Here is an 18,657-nt window from a genome sequence, read left to right as displayed (position 1 = left end):
TCGGATGGCACTTTCCGAGAGGACGGAGAAGCCGCTTGCCTGGTTTGTCCGGCCGATCGCGACTGCAAGGACACTTGGCGCGGGCGTAAAGCACCGGCATTGCCCGGCCCAAACGTGAATCGGCCATCGTCGGGATCATGATAGGGATTAAACTTACGCTCTGCTGGGGCGCTTGATTCTGGCAGCCGCCCAGATCGCATCCACGTATCGAAGAGAGAGTGGCTTTGACGACGCTCCACTTGGCGACCTCCAGATGGAAAGTACAGAACATATCAGGAACAATGCTATTTGTCAATAGTTTGTCGAGCATTGCCCTTTCGAAGTGATCGCCCTAAGTCCAGCGTGACGAATTTCCCTCACCCCGAGGCCATCCTTGCTGCTTTCTCCCTTCGAAAAGGTGCTGGTCAAACGCTACCTCCTGCCGGGGCGGAGCGAGGCGTTCATTGCCCTGGTCGCCGGGATCAGCCTGGTTGCCGTGGCGCTGGGCGTGGCCGCGCTGGTCATCGTGATGAGCGTGATGAACGGCTTCCGCGCCGAACTTTTCGACAAGATCGTCGGGCTCAATGGGCACGCCATCGTCCAGGCTTACGGCGGGCGGATCGAGAACTGGCAGAGCGTACTTCAGGAAGTGCGCCAGACCCCCGGTGTGACCCAAGCCTCCCCCCTTATCGAGCAGCCGCAGATGGGCAGCTTCAACGGCCGGGTCGACCTGGTCTTTGCGCGCGGCAATACTGCAGAGGATATCCAGCGGTTGAAGCCGAAGCTGGTCTCCGGCTCGCTCGCGCCGCTAAAACCCGGAGCGGGTGAGGTCGCGATTGGCTCGCAGTTGGCCGCAAATCTCGGCATCCGAGTGGGCGATACGCTGACGATCATCAACCCGCAGGGACGCTCGACGCCGTTCGGCACCGTCCCGCGCGAGATCGCCTACCGCGTCGCCGCGATCTTTGAGATCGGAGTGTTCGATTTCGACGAGCGCTTCGTTGTCATGCCAATCGAGGATGCGCAGACCCTGCTGCTGACGGGGGACGCCATCGGGATGATCGAGGTGCAGGTGACAGATCCCGATGCTGTTACCGAAATCCTGAAGCCCGTCTCGCAGCGCCTTGCTGGACAGGCCGTGGTGACGGACTGGCGGTCGATGAATGCCAGCCTGTTCGAGGCGCTGGCGGTCGAGCGGGTGGCGATGTTTGTGGTGCTTTCGATCATCGTGCTTGTCGCGGTGTTCAATATCCTGTCATCGCTGATCATGCTGGTCCGCGCCAAGACCCGGGATATTGCGATCCTGCGCACAATGGGGGCGAGCCGGAAGAGCTTGCTCAAGGTCTTCGTCACGGTTGGCTTCGTGGTGGGCGCGCTCGGCACTGTTGCTGGTCTGATCCTGGGTGCAGCCTTCCTGTTCTTCCGCCAGTCGATCGTCCGGGTGATCGAGGTGCTGACCGGCCAGAACCTGTGGGACCCCAAGATCCGCTTCTTGACCGAACTGCCCGCTCGGCCCGATCCGGTCGAGATCGTGCTGATCGTGATCATGGCGCTGGTGTTCAGCTTCCTGGCCACGCTTTACCCGGCCTTCAAGGCGGCGAGTACCGATCCAGTGCAGGTGCTGCGCTATGAGTGATGCTGTTGTCCAGACCACTGGCCTAACCCGTAGCTTTGAGCAGGGCGGCGTGCGGATCGACGTGCTGCGCGGCGTCGACCTGGCAATCCAGCCGGGCGAGATCGTTGCACTGCTAGGGCCATCAGGCTCGGGCAAATCGACGCTGCTGCAAGCCGTCGGCTTGCTTGAAGGCGGTTTCGGCGGCTCGTTGCGGATCGCGGGCGTGGAAGCCGGCTCGCTTTCGGCCGATGACCGCACCGCGCTGCGCCGCGACCGGATTGGCTTTGTCTATCAGTTCCATCACCTGCTGCCGGACTTCACCGCGCAGGAGAACGTGATCCTGCCGCAACTGGTGGCCGGGGTAAGCGAGGCTGATGCGGCTAACCGTGCCACAGAATTGCTGACTGCGCTGGGGCTTGGTGAGCGGCTCAATCATCGGCCAAGCCAGCTGTCCGGCGGTGAGCAGCAGCGCGTCGCCGTAGCCCGGGCACTCTCGAACCGCCCCGCACTGGTCCTGGCCGACGAGCCGACCGGCAATCTCGATGAAGCCACCGCCGACCGGGTGTTCGACGAATTCGTCAGCCTGGTCCGCGGCCAGACCAGTGCCGCGCTGGTCGCCACCCATAACGAGCGGCTGGCCGCCCGGATGGACCGGGTGCTGCGCCTGCACGAAGGTCGCGTCGGTTAGCCTTTGCAGGCGGTTGACGGGCCGAAGCCATCGCCTAGTCTCCCATCCAAACAACTCGGGGAGTTCCAGCACATGCATACCATTGCCGATTTCACGGCTAAACTGCCCGGCGGGGGCGAACTCAATTTGGCGGACAAGGCCGGCAAGGTGCTGCTGATCGTCAACACGGCCAGCAAATGCGGCTTCACCCCGCAGTACGAAGGGCTGGAGGCGCTCTACAAGAAGTACGCCGATGACGGGTTTGAAGTGATCGCCTTCCCCTGCAACCAGTTCGGCGCGCAGGAACCCGGCAATGCGGAGGAAATCGCCAACTTCTGCAGCCTGAAGTACGACGTGACCTTTCCGCTGATGGCCAAGATCGACGTCAACGGGGATGACGCCCCGCCGCTCTACGACTGGCTCAAGAGCGAGGCGCCGGGCCTGATGGGGACCAAGTCGATCAAGTGGAACTTCACCAAGTTCCTGATTGATCGCGATGGCAAGGTGGTGCGGCGCTATGCCCCGACCGACAAGCCCGAAGCTCTGGAAAAGGACATCAAGGCGCTGCTGTGACGCACCTTGTCGGAGCGGGGTTCGGCGCTGTGGGTAAAGCACGCTGCACCCCCTTCCGAATCGGCCATCCAGGCCGCATCTAGCGGGGATGGCCCACGAACGTTTTGTCCCGCTGCGCGTCTTTTCGAGCTACACCATGCTCGACGGGACGATCGATCCCAAGGCGGCGGCGAAACTGGCCAAAGACCGCGCCTTTCCAGCCATCGCCATTACCGATCGCAACGGGCTTTACGGCGCGATGTCCTTTGCCGGGGCCTGCAAGGATGCAGGCATCCAGCCGCTGATCGGTACCTTCCTGGCCGTGTCCCGCGAAGAGGCTGCCGCGGGGAAGGATCCGGTGATCGACTGGCTGGGCCTGATCGCCCAGAACGAGACTGGCTGGAATAACCTCTGCTACCTCGTCAGCCGCGCCCATCTCGGCCGGCCGATCGAGTTCGAACCCCACGTCACCATGGCCGATCTCCAGGGCCACACCGACGGCCTGATCGCGCTGACCGGGGCAGGCGAGGGCGCACTGGTGCGCCTGCTTGCAGCAGGCAAAGGCGAGGCGGCTGTTGAATTCTGCGCGCGCCTTGAAGGGCTGTTTCCAGGACGGCTTTACCTGGAGGTCGCCCGACGTAACGATCCGACTGAGGAAGCGGCCGAAGATGCGCTGATCGACCTGGCCTATGCTCGCGATCTGCCGCTGGTTGCGACCAACCCGGCAAACTTCGCCGATCCAGGCGGTCACGCCGCGCACGATGCCATGCTCTGCATCGCCAATTCGACCCACGTCGATGCGCCTGACCGGCCTCGCTCCCCTCGCGAATCCTGGCTCAAGTCCGGGCCGATGATGCGCGAGCTGTTCGCTGACCTGCCCGAGGCGCTGGCCAACACCCTGGTCATCGCCCAGCGCTGTGCCTTCTCCCCGCCCAAGCGCAAACCGCTGCTGCCAAGCCTGGCGGGGGACAAGGAAGGCGAAGCGCGGATGCTGATCGAGCACGCCCGCGCGGGCCTCGAAAAACGCATTGCGCCCTATGGCGAGCTGCCCGAGGAGGAGCGCCAGGCCTATTTCGACCGGCTCGACTTCGAAACCGACGTCATCAACCGGATGGGCTTTGCCGGTTACTTTCTGATCGTGGCCGACTTCATCCAGTGGGCCAAGGCCAACGACATCCCGGTCGGGCCGGGGCGCGGTTCGGGCGCGGGTTCGGTCGTTGCCTGGGCGCTGACCATCACCGATCTCGATCCGCTGCGGCTGGGCCTGCTGTTCGAACGCTTCCTCAACCCGGAACGCGTCTCGATGCCGGACTTCGATATCGACTTTTGCGAAACCCGCCGCGGCGAGGTGATCCGCTATGTCCAGGCAAAGTATGGCGCCGATCACGTCGCCCAGATCATCACCTTCGGCAAGCTCAAGGCCCGTGCCGTGTTGCGCGACTGCGGCCGCATCCTGCAGATGAGCTATGGCCAGGTCGACCGTCTCTGCAAGATGGTCCCGAACCACCCGACCGACCCGTGGAGCCTGCCGCGCGCGCTCAACGGCGTGGCCGAGCTCAAGCGCGAATACGATAACGATCCCGAGGTGAAGCGGCTGGTTGACCTGGCCGTCCAACTCGAAGGCCAGCCGCGTAATAGCTCGACCCACGCGGCTGGCGTCGTGATCGGCGATCGCCCGCTTGACCAGTTGGTCCCGCTTTACCGCGATCCGCGCTCTGACATGCCGGTGACCCAGTTCGACATGAAGTATGTCGAGGACACCGGCCTCATCAAGTTCGACTTCCTCGGCCTGAAGACGCTGTCGGTGCTGAAGAAAGCAGTCGAGCTGCTCAAACGGCGTGAGATCGCGATCGATCTCGAGACGCTGCCATGGGACGATGCCGAAGTCTATGAACTGCTCCAGCGCGGTGACACGGTCGGCGTGTTCCAGCTCGAATCCGAAGGGATGCGGCGCACCCTAGCGGCGGTCAAGCCGACCAACTTCGGCGATATCATCGCGCTGGTCTCGCTCTACCGGCCTGGCCCGATGGACAACATCCCGCTGTTCGGCCGTCGCAAGAACGGCAGCGAATCCATCGAGTACCCGCATCCCAAGCTCGAAGGCATCCTGTCCGAGACCTACGGGATCTTCGTGTACCAGGAACAGGTCATGCAGGCCGCGCAGATCCTGGCCGGCTACTCGCTCGGCGATGCCGACCTCTTGCGCCGCGCCATGGGCAAGAAGGTCCAGGCCGAAATGGACGCCCAGCGCTCGCGCTTCGTGTCGGGCTGCAAAGAGCATTCGGAGATCGAACCCGCCAAGGCCAACGAACTGTTCGATTTGATCGACAAGTTCGCCGGCTATGGCTTCAATAAAAGCCACGCGGCCGCCTATGCCCTGCTGGCCTACCAGACCGCGTGGCTGAAGACCCATTACCCGCACGAATTCTATGCCGCCTCGATGTGCTTCGACATGCACCAGTCGGAAAAGCTTGCGATCTTCGTCGATGACATGCGGCGCAATGGCGTTGCCCTGGCAGGACCAGACATCAACCGCTCTGAGGCCGAGTTCACGGTCGAGCGCACCGACGAAGGCCATGCCGTGCGCTATGCCCTGGCGGGAATCCGCAATGTCGGCGAAAAGGCGATGGATGCGATCGTTGCCGAGCGCGAGGCAAATGGCCGCTTCGCTACCCTTGAGGACCTGTTCCGCCGTGTGCCGCAAGGTTCGATGAACCGTCGTCAGTTGGAAGGATTAGCCGGGGCCGGGGCCTTTGACAGCCTTGAACCTAACCGCGCGAAGGTGCTGGCCAATGCCGACATGCTCCTGGCCGTCGCCGATGAGGCTGAGCGCACCCGTTCGAGCGGGCAGGCTGGGCTGTTTGGCGGTGAGGATCATGCTGCGCCTTCGCTGCGCCTCGCCGAAACGACTCCCTGGCCGCGCGCGGAGCAGATGGCCAAGGAACGCGAGAATTTTGGCTTCTACTTCGCCGCGCATCCCGTGGAGCAATGGCGCGCCGTTGCCACGGCCAATGGCGCGCGAACCTATGCCGCGCTGATGGAAACCGGGGTGCCCGGCGGTGGGCGGATGCAGGCGATGATGGCCGTGATGGTCGAAAGCGTCAGCAAGGGGCGGACGCGCAGGGGCGGCGAATTCGTCCGCGCTGACTTTTCCGATAGCTCCGGCCAGTTCAGCGCCGCCTGTTTCGAAGAATCGCTGGTTGAGCCGATGCAGGCCTGGGCCAAGGACGGTACCTGCCTGCTGCTGACGGTGGAACTTGACGCGCCCAGTCCGGACGAGCCACCGCGCGTTACCGTGCGCGGCGCACGGCCGCTGGAAGAGGTCAAGGGTTCGGCGCAGATGCAACTCCGGCTCGATGTGCTTAACCCGCAAGCGGTGCATGACCTCGCCGCACTGCTCGGCCCGGACGGCACGGGCACTGGCGAGGTGCTGGTGCGGCTGCGCACTGGGCATGGCCTGGAACCGGTTTTGCGGCTCGGCCGTCAATTCCATCTCGACAGCGAAGTTGCTGAACGCTTGGCAAGCGTCGAAGGTCTTGCCAATGTGGCCTTAACCGCAAGGCGAGGAGCAGGGCACCTGAGACTCGTCGCCTAAACAACAATCGGGTGGGGGGATTTGGAGAGCCTGATGCTGGGAGCAATGCAAGATTTTGACCTGCGGGTCACGCACCTGATCGACCACGCCGCGCGCGAAACGGGATCGCGCGAAATCGTCACGCGCTGGGCCGACGGCAGCGAAAGCCGCACGACCTGGGCCGGGATCCGCCACGATGCCCTGCGGATGACCCAGGCGCTGCGTAAGCTGGGCGTGCAAAAGGGTGACCGGATCGCCACCCTGGCGATGAACCACAGCCGCCATCTGGTTTCCTGGTACGGCGCGGTCGGCGTTGGCGGCGTGCTCCACACGATCAACCCGCGGCTGTTCGATGATCAGCTGGAATATATCGCCAACCACGCCGAAGACGTGGTCTTGCTTTATGACGCCGCCTTCGCCCCGATCATCGAGCGGATGAAGCCGAAGTGGACCACGATCCGCAACTACATCTGCTATGACAATGGCGAATTCGAAGCCTGGATCGGGGCTGAGGACGGGAACACGACCTGGGCGACCGGCGACGAGCGCGATCCCTGCATGCTCTGCTACACCAGCGGCACCACCGGGAACCCCAAGGGCGTGCTCTATGAGCACCGCTCGACCTTCCTGCACGCAATCACCGGGCTACAGCCGGCGATCTTCGATTTCGATGCCCGCTCGGTGATGCTGCCGGTCGTGCCGATGTTCCATGCGGCCAGTTGGGGCCTGCCCTGGGCCGGGGCTGCGGCGGGGATCAAGTTCGTCTTCTCGGCGGTCAACGATGCCGCCGTGCTGTGCGAGCTGATGAACCGCGAGAAGGTGACTCACTCGGCCGGGGTCCCGACCGTCTGGCTTGCCACCTTCCAGCATATGGACGCGACGGGAACCACGCTGCCGACGCTGCGCCAGGCGATCATCGGTGGCTCGGCCGCGCCGCGCTTCATGATCGAGCGGCTGATGAAGGCCGGCGTCAACGTTGCTCACGCCTGGGGCATGACCGAGACCAGCCCGATCGGCACGACCGGTGCCAAGACCTGGGACTGGGACGACCTCTCGTTCGATGAGCAGGTCACTATCAAGCAGATGCAGGGCCGCGTGCCCTTTGGCGTCGAACTGCGCACGGTTGACCTGGGCGATCCGACCAAGGTGCTGCCGCGCGACGGCCAGACCAGCGGCGCATTGCAGGTGCGCGGTCCCTGGGTAATCAAGCGCTACTTCAAGGCCGAGGCCGACGCGACCGATGCCGAACAGTGGTTTGACACCGGCGACGTCGCCATCCTCCACCCGGACGGCACGTTGCAGCTGACCGATCGCACCAAGGACGTGATCAAGTCCGGGGGTGAGTGGATCAGCTCGGTCGAGCTCGAAAACGCGGCGATGAGCCACCCGGCGGTGGCCGAGGCAGCTGCAATCGGCATCTACCATCCGAAGTGGGACGAGCGCCCGATCCTGGTGGTGGTCAAGAAGGCCAATGCCGATGTCTCGGGCGACGAAATCAAGGCGCACCTCGCCAAAAGCGTCGCCAAATGGTGGCTGCCCGATGCGGTCGAATTTGTTGACTCGATCCCGCATGGCGGGACCGGCAAGGTCAGCAAGAAGGACCTTCGCGACCAGTTCCGCGACTACAAGCTGGCGGACGCCTGAGCATGACGGGCTATGTGGATCCGAGCCGGGAGAACTGGCAGGCATTCAAGGATCTGCCACGCGACCGGCCGATCCACATGCTCAACCTGATCAAGTTCCGCGACCTGGCGGAGTACCCGGAAGGCCACCCCATGCACGGCAAGGGCCTGACGGGCCGCGAGGCCTATGACATCTACGAGAAGCGCTTTCAGGAACTGGTCGCGGATGATGGCGCGGCGATGGTCTGGGAAGCGCCGCTCGAATGTGCGGTGACTGGTCCGGCGGACGAGTGGGACAAGGCTTTCGTGATGGGCTATCCCAATTCCGGCGTCTTCATGGCGATGGTCAAGAACGAGGAATATGTCCGCGACGCCTTGCCGCATCGAACAGCGGCCGTGGCGGATAGTCGGTTGATCCGGTTCAGGGGTTAGATTCGGCTGATCAATTGCTCAGCTCGCCCACCCGCTTGAGGTAGGCAAAAACCGCCTTCCGCTCCGCATCGGTCATCTTCGAAAACCGGCCCCGGGCGACGCCGCTCATCATTGGTAGTTCGCGGTTGCCGGCCGCCTTGCCGGTGATCATGAAGTTCAGGAAATCCGGCTCGCTGTAGGAGGCCACGATCCGCAGGTTCGGATTGTGCGGCTCCCCCGGGTACGCCGGCTTGCCGTCCAGCTCGATCCGGTGGCATTCGGCGCAGCTGGCCCGAACGATCTGCCGGCCGCGCTCGAACTCTGGCCCGGCGTCCGGCCCGCGGTTGGCGAACTGCTGCTTCGCCTCGACGGCGGAGGAATGGTAGATGCCCTTGGCCATCTCGGCGCGGGCAGCCGGATAGAACACTGGATCGGGCGCAGCCTTGCCGATGGGCTTCAGCGTCTTGAGGTAATGGGCAACCGCATCAAGGTCTGCGTCCGGCAGGCGGGTGAACAGGAACGAGGGCATGTCCCACAGCTCACGTCCGGCAGGGCGCTGGCCATGGGCGATCATCGTCTTCAATTCCTCGACCGAATATTTCTGCGCCGAAACGGTCAAATTGGCCGTAGACATGTCTACGAAATCGGGTGCGCTCCAGTCCTGGCCGGTCAGGTCCTTACCGTGGCAACCCTTGCAGCCGAGCACTGTCGCTAGCCGCTCGCCGTGTTTGACCGGATCGGCAGCAAGGCGATCGAAGGGCGACTTTTCGGTGGGGGCAGAACAAGCAGCGAGCGCTGCAAGGCTCAGAATGATCGCGAACCGCATAGCCATTGCTCCAGGCCGTGGTGGCATCAGGCTAACAGCATGGAAGTTCAAAGCAAGGACAGCTGCCCATCGCTGCGCGGCCCCATGAACTGGCTGCAATCGAGTTTGGGCATTTCGCGGTTCAGCCTTAGCCGATGGCAGGCAATCCGGAAACGGGTGCGGAAGACGTCGGCCCAGACGCCCTTGGGCTTCATCCGCTCAAAAAAGCGGCTGTCATAGTCCTTCCCGCCGCGCATTGCCTGGACGATGCTCATCACCTTGGTGGCGCGATCCGGGTAGTGAACTTCAAGCCATTCGCGCATCAGCGGCGCGACCTCATGCGGCAGGCGCAGCATGATCCAACTGGCAGTCTTGACCCCGCGCCCAGCAGCCTCTTCCAAGATGCGCTCGATAAACTCGTCGGTAATCGCCGGGATCACCGGCGCCACTGAGACGTGGGCCGGCACGCCCGCAGCGGCCAGCTGTTGCAGCGCATCAAGCCGCTTGGCGGGTGATGAGGCGCGCGGTTCAAGCAGCCCGGAAAGCTTCGGATCGAGGCTAGTGACGGAAATCGATACGGCCGTCAGGTTCAGCTTTGCCAGCTCGGCCAGCAGATCAAGATCCCGCACGACCCGAGCACTTTTGGTGGTGATCGTGACGGGATGGCGTGTCTCCAAGCAGACTTCGAGGACTTGCCGGGTCAGGCGATAGTGTGCCTCGATCGGCTGGTATGGATCGGTGTTGGTCCCCATCGCGATCGGGGCCGGGCTATAGCCGCGCTTGCCCAGCTCGGCGCGAAGCAGGGCGGCGGCCTGAGGCTTGGCGAACAGCTTTGTCTCGAAATCCAGACCCGGCGAGAGATCATGGAAGGCGTGGGTCGGCCGCGCATAGCAATAGATGCAGCCATGCTCACAGCCGCGATAGGCGTTGATCGAGCGGTCAAACGGGATGTCGGGCGAACTGTTGCGGCTGATGATCCGCCTCGCCTGCTCTTCTGTCACTGTAGTGCGCAGCTTCGGTCCCGGCCCGTCTATCTCCGCGCGCGCGTCCAGCCAGTCCCCGTCTGCCTCGCGCGCGGCCAGGCCGAAACGCTGTGGAACTGCCGCCGACCGGGCGCCGCGGCCGTGGATAGGGGAAGGAATCGCCATCCGCATATTAGAACATATGCGGAACAAATCGGCAAGGTGCTCAGACTTCCTTGAGCCTCGGCATCAGCTCGACAAAGTTGCAGGGCCGGTTGCGGCTGTCGAGCTGTTCGGCGAGGATTCCGTCCCAGCCGTCTTTCACCGCGCCGTTCGAGCCGGGCAGGGCAAAGATATAGGTGCCGCGCGCCACCACGGCGCAGGCGCGGCTTTGGATCGTGCTGGTGCCGATGGTCTGGAAGCTGATCCAGCGGAATAGCTCGCCGAATCCGGGGATTTCGCGCGCGCCGTCGATCCGCCCAAGGGCTTCTGGCGTCACGTCGCGGCCGGTGAGGCCCGTGCCGCCGGTCGAGACGACGGCGTCGATAGCAGGATCGTCGATCCAGTCGTTGAGCTTGCTGACGATCAGGCCCGGATCATCGCGGACGATCGCCCGCGCGGCCAGTCTGTGGCCGGACGACTGAACCCGTTCGACGAGGATGTCGCCTGAGGTGTCATCTGCCGCGGTGCGGGTATCGGACACGGTGAGGACCGCAATGTTGATCGGCTTGAAGGTGCGGCTGGGATCAACGGCCACGCTGGATCACCCCATTGGCGGTCATCCGCACGGCGCTGGCGCCGGAGATGCCGGGGAAGGTCGGCCACAGACCCTGGGCCAGCGCAATCCTGCTTTCCGAAGGTCCGCCCGCCTGGCGCTCGTACATCCAGTAATTGCGCATCACGATGTTCACATAGCCGCGCGTCTCCCAATAGGGAACGCTTTCAATCCACAGCAAGGGATCGCCCTGGTCCTTGATCTCATACTGCCAGCGGGCAATCGGGGTGAGGCCGGCGTTATAGGCAGCCATGACCTTGGGCAGCAGGCCCTGCGTGCCAGGCGCATCGCGGAGCATCTGCAAGTGGCGCTGCCCGAAGGCGAGGTTAATCTCTGGCTTGTTGAGGTCGCCCGGATTGCCGGAAACACCCAACGCGCCGGCGTGATCGCGCGCAGCGGCTGGCATGATCTGCATCAGGCCCCGCGCGCCGGCCGGGCTCACAGCCGCAGCACGAAACACCGATTCCTGCAGGGCGTGGGCATAGACCAGCGCAGGATCGACTTGCCAGTTGTTGGCCGGGGTCCATTTCGGTGTCGGGAAGCGGGCCGCCGGTTCGGCGCGGCCGCCGACTGGGGCATTATAGGCCATCCAGAGCTGCGTCGAGGGCAAGCCCAGATCGCGGGCAAGACGGCTGAGCGGCTGGTATTCATTGGCAGGACCAAGCCGGGCCTGGTGACGGAGGACTTCATCGGCCAGGCCATCGCGGCCGATCTCGGCCAGGCCGACGGCTGTGCGGATGTTGTTTTCATCGCGCAGCTTCTGCCAGTCGCTCTGGGTAAAGTCCGGCGCGGTGTGGGTTTGCGGTAGGGCGAGCCCAAGCTGCTCCGCAGCGAGCATGCCGTAAAGCGTCTCATCCATCTTTGCCGCAGCCTTGAGCGAGGCCGAGGCCTTTTCGGGCTGGCGGCAGCGCACGGCAGCACGGCTTTGCCAGTAGAGCGCAGCCGCGGTCAGTTCGCTGTTCTGCGAGGCACCAGCAGTGCGGGCGAAGGCATCGCCCGCGCCCATGCAATCACCGATCCGCCAAGCCGCAAGGCCCGCAGTCCACCAGCCTTCGGCGACCCACGGTCCGGCTCCGTCCTGCACCGTCTGGGCAAGGGCATAGGCGGAGGTATCGTCATTCTCGATATAGAATGACCACGCGATCTTGGCGCGCCATTCAGCCCGCGCTCCGAGCGAGAGCTGCGTATCGATTCCGTCGAGCAAGGCCTTGGCCCCGGCGGGATTGTCAGCCTTGATGCTGGAATTGATCGCGGCGGCCACGGCGGCCGGCATGGTTCCGTCATTGGTTTCGCGCGGTCGGATCCGCTTGGCGCGGTTCGGCTGGCTGACCAGCGATCCGGCCTGGGGCAGACTCGGCAGCGCGGTCGCTCCCCGCTTTTGTGCCAGCAGCGCGATCTGCTCGGCCTGCGGCAAGTCGGTGCCCTTGGCCAGCCAGGCATTGAGCGCATCAAGCTCGATCTTGGGGGAGGTGGGGGCGAGGTAGTATTCGGCCAGCGCGACCTGATGCAGCGGCCCGTCCTGGCGCTGGGCAAACATCGCCTGGACCTTGGCCCAGTCGCTCCGCTCGATCGCGCCAAACAGGTCGCGGTAATAGGACCTGTCATCCTGGCTGAGCAGCGTGGGGACATTGCTGCGATCGGCCCGGTTGCGGAAGTAATCGACCGCCGCGCTGTTGGCGTGCACCGGCGCGGCCAGCCCGGCAAGGCTGCTCGCCAGGCCCAGGGCCAGCATCGCTTTTGCAGTCGTACGCTTCACACCCGTTCTTATCCCGTCCAGTCCAGCCAGGCTTGCCACAGCCCGGCCTTGCTCCGCGGCCGACCAGCCAGATTGGCAAGGCCCGGCCCCACCATCAGCGGAATGCTGGCGTTCTCATGAACAAATTGCTGCAAAGGTTCAGCACTTTTCGCCGGATCGTGGCCAAGCAGCGGCGAGATGTGCCTTCCGAACACCAGCAAGCGCTGCGGACGGGCCAGCAGGACATGGTGCCGCACCACCTCGCCAAGGCCCGCAGCATCGAGCGCGGCCCAATCTGGCAAAGGCATATGACGGGGCAGGCACGCGGCGATATAGGCCGCTTCAGGGCCGATCCCCATAGCCGTGAACATGGCCGCCAGCAGTCTTCCCTGCGGGCCGGATAGCAGCATTTCGCCGTCTTCGGCTTCCGGATGATCGACCAGTACCATCAGCGGTGCGCCTTCAACCCCGCGCGGCGGCACCCGTCCGGCAACGTGTCCGCCATCGAGCGACGGCTCGTTCAGCCACCACTGTTGGAACTCCGCCAGGGTCATTGGCAGAGCATCGAGACCTGGCAGACGCTCTACAACTGGCGTCTTGGGCACTGCCCGGAGCGGTTCAGGCGGCGGGGCGACCGTCCGCTCGGGTGCAGCTTCCGCAGCGGCAGGATCGGCCAGCCAGGTGCGCGGATCGTCCGCAAAGGCATGGTCAACGCCCGCCTCGCGCCACCAGTCCAGCACCGCCGAGAGGACGGCGGCGGGATCGATTGCCGGGTCAGTTTGTGCGGGGTTGTTCACATTTGCGGTCTTGACCTGCCGCAAGCCAGCTTTCAAGGCTCAAGCGAACGATTAACCCCGAACAGGTGGACCATGAGCGAACGTGAATCCATGCCCTATGACGTCGTCATCGTTGGCGGCGGCCCGGCCGGCCTAGGGGCGGCGATCCGGTTGAAACAGGTCAATCCTGAGCTTTCGGTCTGCATCCTGGAAAAGGGTTCGGAAGTCGGCGCACACATCCTCTCGGGCGCGGTGGTCGATCCCAAGGCGCTGGACGAGCTGCTGCCGAACTGGCGCGAAGATGGCTGTCCAATGGCCGAAACCCCCGTGACCGACAACTGGCACTGGGTCCTTTCGAAGACAAGCAAAACGTCGATCCCGCATTGGCCGATGCCCCCGTTCATGTCGAACAACGGGAACTACACCGGCTCGCTGGGCAACCTGTGCCGCTGGCTGGCGGGCAAGGCGGAAGAACTTGGCGTGGAAATCTTCCCCGGCTTCCCGGCTTCAGAAGTGCTTTATAACGAAGACGGCTCGGTCAAAGGCGTGGCGACGCAGGACATGGGCGTGGCCAAGGATGGCAGCCACAAGGGCGATTACCAGCCCGGGATGGAGCTGCACGCCAAGTACACATTCTTTGCCGAAGGCGCGCGTGGCCACCTGACCAAGACGCTCAAGGCGAAATTCGACCTTGAGGCCAATTGCCAGCCGCAGGTCTATGGTATCGGTATCAAGGAACTGTGGGACATCGATCCGGCCAAGCATGTGCCGGGCCGCGTGCTTCACACCCAGGGCTGGCCGCTGACCGAAAGCGACAGCTGGGGCGGCGGTTTTCTCTACCACCAGGCCAACAACCAGGTCGCCTTGGGCTTCGTGACCGCGCTCGATTACAAGAACCCTTACGTCTACCCGTTCGAGGAATTCCAGCGCTGGAAGCAGCACCCGGAAATCCGCGCGATCCTGGAAGGTGGCCGCCGCGTTTCCTATGGCGCCCGCGCGATCAACGAGGGCGGCTGGCAGTCCGTGCCCAAGCTCGATTTCCCGGGCGGCGTGCTGATCGGCTGCTCGGCCGGTTTCGTCAATGTGCCGCGCATCAAGGGCAGCCACACCGCGATGAAAAGCGGCATGCTCGCCTCCGAAGCCGCTGCCGCCGCGATCGCCGCGGGCCGCGAGCATGACGCGATGGCCGAATACGATGCTGCCGTCCGCGACAGCTGGATCGCCAAGGAACTCAAGCTGGTGCAGAACGCCGAACCGATGGTTGCCAAGTTCGGCGGCGATATCGGCACGGTCTTTGCCGGCCTCGATATGTGGCTACGCTATCTGAAGCTGCCGATCATCCCGGCGATGGGCCACCACCGCGATTGCGAAGCGACCGAGCGGGCCGATCTCTACCGCCCGATTGCCTATCCCAAGCCCGACGGCGTGATCAGCTTCGATCGCCTGTCCAGTGTGGCGCTGTCTTTCACCAACCATGAGGAAGACCAGCCCTGCCACCTGCAGCTGAAGGACCCGGCCGTGCCAGTCGAGATCAACCTCAAGCTCTATGCCGGGCCTGAGGCGCGGTATTGCCCGGCAGGCGTATACGAGTTCCTGGGGATCGAGGACGGCAATCCCCGCCTTCAGATCAACGCTCAGAACTGCGTCCACTGCAAGACCTGCGACATCAAGGACAAGACCCAGAATATCAACTGGGTCACGCCCGAAGGCGGCGGCGGGCCGAATTATCCGAACATGTGATCTGCCTGCCCGGTGATCGAAACCGCCTATGCCAAGATCAACCTTGCGCTGCACGTTCGGCGGCGGCGCGAGGATGGCTATCATGAGCTGGAAACGCTGTTCGCCTTCGTTGATGCGGGCGATCGGCTGAGCGTTTCTTACGCAGAGCGGGACAGCCTGCGGGTGTTGGGTGAGTTTGCCGGAACGCTCGACAATCCCTTCGATAACATCGTGATGCAGGCGCTCTCCGCTTTGCCGCGGCAACAGGGCTGGGCGGTGACGCTGGAGAAGAACCTGCCGGTCGCGGCAGGCCTGGGCGGCGGCTCGGCCGATGCCGGGGCGCTGTTCCGGTTGGTTGAGCAAAGCCAGGGCCTGCCTGACGATTGGCAACTTCGGGCGGCCAAACTGGGCGCCGATGTGCCCGCCTGCGTTCTCTCCAGCGCCAGCATCGGGCGAGGCACCGGGACTGAGCTGACCGAGGTAGCGAATGACGTGGCTGGCATGGCTTGCCTTCTGGTCAACCCGCGCATGCCGCTCAGCACCGGCCCGGTGTTCAAGGCCTGGGACGGGATCGACCGCGGCCCGCTGCCGCAGGGCGACCTGCGCGCAATCATGCTGGCCGGGCGCAACGATCTGGAGGCCCCGGCGCTGGGGCTTTGCCCGGTGATTGGAGAGGTCCTCGCCGCGCTTGAGGCAACTGACCCGGTGCTGGCGCGGATGTCCGGCTCGGGCGCGACCTGCTTTGCGCTCTATAATGACGCGGCCCAGCGCGATGCGGCGCAGGCGGCCATGCCGGAAGGCTGGTGGACGCTGGCGGGGGCGCTCCGGTGACGCCGCACGAAGCCTTCCGCCTGCTTGGAAAGCCGCGGTTCGGCGGAATCCTGGTCGTCTCCGACCATGCCTCGAACCGCGTTCCGGAAGATATCGTACTTGGTATCGACCCGGCGCTGCTCAATCAGCACATCGCCGTTGACCTGGGCGTGGCGGGGGTGGGCGCGCTGCTCGCTGAACGCCCCGGCATCGCCGCCTTCCAGGGCAATATCAGCAGGCTGGTTTGCGATCTCAACCGCGAGCCGCATGCGCCTGCCGTGATACCGATTGCCAGCGACGGCCACGCCATTCCGGGCAATGCGCTGGACCATGCCGCGCACCAGGCGCGGCTGGAGCGGTTCCACACGCCGTACCACGCAGCTCTGGCAACCCTGCTGGATGACAGCCCGCCAGCGCTGGTCTTGTCGCTGCACAGCTTCACCCCGCAACTCGCGACCAGCGACGAGGCACGGCCTTGGCAGGTGGCGGTGCTCTATAACGAGGATGACCGGGCCGCGCGGCTCGCGATTCCATTGCTGGAAGCCGAGGGCCTCTGCGTTGGCGATCAGCTGCCCTATTCGGGCAAGCTCCTGAACTATACCATGAACCGCCACTGTGAGGCCGAAGGGCGGCCCTACCTGGGCATCGAACTGCGGCAGGATCAGATCGCGACGGTGCTGCAGCAGGCGGAATGGGCTGGTCGTCTGGCGAAACTCTGTAATGAAGTGGCGTTGAAGCTCGGCTGATTGCCGTGTAGGGCAGCGGCGAGTGCCCAATTCGGGCAACATTCTTGCCGGAGTAACCCCATGCCTGCCCTTCGTTCGCGTACTTCCACCCATGGCCGCAATATGGCCGGCGCGCGCGGGCTGTGGCGAGCCACGGGCATGAAGGACGGCGATTTCGGCAAGCCGATCATTGCAGTGGTCAATTCCTTCACCCAGTTTGTGCCCGGCCACGTCCACCTCAAGGACCTCGGCCAGATGGTCGCGCGCGAGATCGAGGCGGCCGGCGGCGTTGCCAAGGAATTCAATACTATCGCTGTCGATGATGGCATCGCCATGGGCCACGACGGAATGCTCTATTCGCTGCCCAGCCGCGACCTGATCGCGGACTCGGTCGAATACATGGTCAATGCCCACTGTGCCGATGCGATGGTCTGCATTTCCAACTGCGACAAGATCACGCCCGGCATGCTGATGGCGGCAATGCGGATCAACATCCCGGTCGTGTTCGTCTCGGGCGGACCGATGGAAGCCGGCAAGGTGATCCTGAAGGGCAAGGAAGTGGCGCTGGATCTGGTCGACGCCATGGTCGCCGCCGCGGACGAGAGCTACACTGACGAGGAAGTCGCCACGATCGAACGCTCGGCCTGCCCCACTTGCGGCTCGTGCTCGGGCATGTTCACCGCCAATTCGATGAACTGTTTGACCGAGGCGCTGGGGCTGTCGCTGCCGGGTAACGGCTCGGTTCTGGCCACCCACGCAGATCGCCAGCAGCTGTTCCTGCGGGCGGGCCGGCTCGCAGTTGACCTGTGCCGCCGATACTATGAGGAAGACGATGCTTCGGTCCTGCCGCATTCGATCGCGAGCTTCCGCGCGTTCGAGAACGCGATGAGCCTCGACATTGCGATGGGCGGATCGACCAACACCGTGCTCCACCTGCTTGCCGCAGCGGCAGAGGGCGGGGTGGAATTCACCATGGCCGATATCGACCGGCTGAGCCGCCGCGTGCCCTGCCTGTCCAAGGTCGCCCCGGCCAAGAGCGACGTTCACATGGAAGATGTCCACCGCGCCGGCGGGATCATGTCGATCCTGGGCGAGCTCGACCGTGCCGGATTGCTCCACACCGACCTGCCGACCGTCCACAGCGCGACCATGGGCCTCGCGCTCGATACCTGGGACATCACCCGCACCGACGATCCGGCCGTCCACGAATTCTACCGCGCGGCGCCAGGCGGCGTGCCAACCCAGACCGCCTTCAGCCAGGCGCGCCGCTGGGACGCACTCGACGCCGACCGCGAAAATGGTGTGATCCGTTCGAAAGAGCACGCTTTCTCGCAAGATGGCGGCCTGGCCGTGCTGTTCGGCAATATCGCCCGCGATGGCTGCATCGTGAAGACCGCCGGGGTCGATGAAAGCATCCTGAAGTTCTCTGGCCCGGCCAAGGTGTTCGAAAGTCAGGATGCGGCGGTCACCGGGATCCTGACCGGGCAGGTTGAGGCCGGCGACGTGGTGGTGATCCGCTATGAAGGGCCGAAGGGCGGACCTGGCATGCAGGAAATGCTCTATCCCACCAGCTACCTCAAATCGAAGGGCCTGGGCGCTGCCTGCGCCTTGCTGACCGACGGGCGTTTCTCTGGCGGCACCTCGGGCCTGTCGATCGGCCACGTCTCGCCCGAAGCGGCCGAGGGCGGCGAGATCGGGTTGGTCGAACCTGGCGACCGGATCGAGATCGACATTCCGAACCGCACCATCCACCTTGCCGTCTCGGACGAGGAACTCTCCCGCCGCCGCGCCGCGCAGGAAGCCAAGGGCTGGAAGCCCGCGCAGGACCGGCCGCGCAAGGTCTCGGTCGCGCTCCAGGCCTATGCCGCGATGACCACCAGCGCCGCGCGCGGGGCGGTTCGGGACCTGTCGCAGCTCAATTTGAAATGAT

The 18,657-nt window shown here is 64.3% G+C and carries 15 protein-coding genes; 10 read left to right on the top strand and 5 right to left on the bottom strand.

Annotated elements, in window-relative coordinates; genetic code table 11:
* Positions 1-373 precede the first annotated feature (373 nt).
* The 6 genes from FRF71_RS00450 to FRF71_RS00425 all read left to right on the top strand — a co-directional run bounded on the left by FRF71_RS00450 (position 374) and on the right by FRF71_RS00425 (position 8,441).
* Positions 374-1,615, top strand: a complete 1,242-nt coding sequence (locus FRF71_RS00450; protein ID WP_147088698.1) for a lipoprotein-releasing ABC transporter permease subunit — start codon at positions 374-376, stop codon at positions 1,613-1,615.
* Complete coding sequence (locus FRF71_RS00445; RefSeq protein WP_147088697.1) at positions 1,608-2,282, top strand: ABC transporter ATP-binding protein; 675 nt, start codon at positions 1,608-1,610, stop codon at positions 2,280-2,282. Before FRF71_RS00450 ends, FRF71_RS00445 begins: the two co-directional genes overlap by 8 nt.
* 72 nt (positions 2,283-2,354) lie before the next feature.
* Positions 2,355-2,834, top strand: a complete 480-nt coding sequence (locus FRF71_RS00440) for a glutathione peroxidase (RefSeq protein WP_147088696.1) — start codon at positions 2,355-2,357, stop codon at positions 2,832-2,834.
* An 88-nt stretch (positions 2,835-2,922) separates the two neighbouring features.
* Positions 2,923-6,408, top strand: a complete 3,486-nt coding sequence (dnaE, locus tag FRF71_RS00435) for a DNA polymerase III subunit alpha (protein ID WP_147088695.1) — start codon at positions 2,923-2,925, stop codon at positions 6,406-6,408.
* A gap of 33 nt (positions 6,409-6,441) precedes the next feature.
* Positions 6,442-8,031 (top strand): long-chain fatty acid--CoA ligase, encoded by a 1,590-nt coding sequence (locus FRF71_RS00430; protein ID WP_147088694.1) that lies wholly within the window; start codon positions 6,442-6,444, stop codon positions 8,029-8,031.
* 2 nt (positions 8,032-8,033) lie between these two features.
* Positions 8,034-8,441: a DUF1330 domain-containing protein gene (locus FRF71_RS00425; protein WP_147088693.1), complete on the top strand. Its 408-nt coding sequence runs from the start codon at positions 8,034-8,036 to the stop codon at positions 8,439-8,441.
* 10 nt (positions 8,442-8,451) lie between these two features.
* On the opposite strand, the gene FRF71_RS00420 is transcribed toward FRF71_RS00425, so the two are convergent.
* From FRF71_RS00420 to FRF71_RS00400, 5 genes are read right to left on the bottom strand one after another with little or no spacing between them, the layout of a single operon-like run.
* Entirely contained in the window at positions 8,452-9,252 is an 801-nt protein-coding gene (locus tag FRF71_RS00420; protein WP_161597856.1) for a cytochrome c, read from the bottom strand.
* 41 nt (positions 9,253-9,293) lie between these two features.
* Positions 9,294-10,379 carry a PA0069 family radical SAM protein gene (locus tag FRF71_RS00415; protein WP_147088691.1) on the bottom strand — a complete coding sequence of 362 codons (1,086 nt, stop codon included), beginning with the start codon at positions 10,377-10,379 and terminating at the stop codon, positions 9,294-9,296.
* A gap of 34 nt (positions 10,380-10,413) precedes the next feature.
* Positions 10,414-10,944 carry a molybdenum cofactor biosynthesis protein B gene (gene moaB, locus FRF71_RS00410; RefSeq protein WP_147088690.1) on the bottom strand — a complete coding sequence of 177 codons (531 nt, stop codon included), beginning with the start codon at positions 10,942-10,944 and terminating at the stop codon, positions 10,414-10,416.
* Complete coding sequence (locus FRF71_RS00405; RefSeq protein ID WP_147091469.1) at positions 10,934-12,694, bottom strand: lytic transglycosylase domain-containing protein; 1,761 nt, start codon at positions 12,692-12,694, stop codon at positions 10,934-10,936. Before FRF71_RS00405 ends, moaB begins: the two co-directional genes overlap by 11 nt.
* 32 nt (positions 12,695-12,726) lie before the next feature.
* Entirely contained in the window at positions 12,727-13,494 is a 768-nt protein-coding gene (locus FRF71_RS00400) for a uracil-DNA glycosylase family protein (RefSeq protein ID WP_238339312.1), read from the bottom strand.
* 72 nt (positions 13,495-13,566) lie between these two features.
* Here FRF71_RS00400 and FRF71_RS00395 point away from each other — a divergent pair, with 72 nt between their 5' ends.
* The 4 genes from FRF71_RS00395 to ilvD are packed head-to-tail and all read left to right on the top strand — an operon-like array spanning position 13,567 to position 18,656.
* A complete protein-coding gene (locus FRF71_RS00395; protein WP_147088689.1) occupies positions 13,567-15,213 on the top strand; it encodes an electron transfer flavoprotein-ubiquinone oxidoreductase in 1,647 nt (548 codons plus the stop codon).
* A 12-nt stretch (positions 15,214-15,225) separates the two neighbouring features.
* The gene (locus FRF71_RS00390) at positions 15,226-16,023 is read left to right on the top strand and encodes a 4-(cytidine 5'-diphospho)-2-C-methyl-D-erythritol kinase (RefSeq protein ID WP_147088688.1); all 798 of its coding nucleotides are present in this window, start codon (positions 15,226-15,228) and stop codon (positions 16,021-16,023) included.
* Positions 16,020-16,748: an N-formylglutamate amidohydrolase gene (locus tag FRF71_RS00385; RefSeq protein WP_147088687.1), complete on the top strand. Its 729-nt coding sequence runs from the start codon at positions 16,020-16,022 to the stop codon at positions 16,746-16,748. The genes FRF71_RS00390 and FRF71_RS00385 overlap by 4 nt, the downstream gene beginning before the upstream one ends.
* Before the next feature lie 60 nt (positions 16,749-16,808).
* Positions 16,809-18,656, top strand: coding sequence for a dihydroxy-acid dehydratase (gene ilvD / locus FRF71_RS00380; protein ID WP_147088686.1), 1,848 nt, complete (start codon positions 16,809-16,811; stop codon positions 18,654-18,656).
* Position 18,657 lies beyond the last annotated feature (1 nt).

Source organism: Novosphingobium ginsenosidimutans (assembly GCF_007954425.1).
GTDB lineage: Bacteria > Pseudomonadota > Alphaproteobacteria > Sphingomonadales > Sphingomonadaceae > Novosphingobium > Novosphingobium ginsenosidimutans.
Note: the sequence above shows the minus strand (reverse complement) of the source record. Positions and strands in the feature narration are given on the sequence as shown.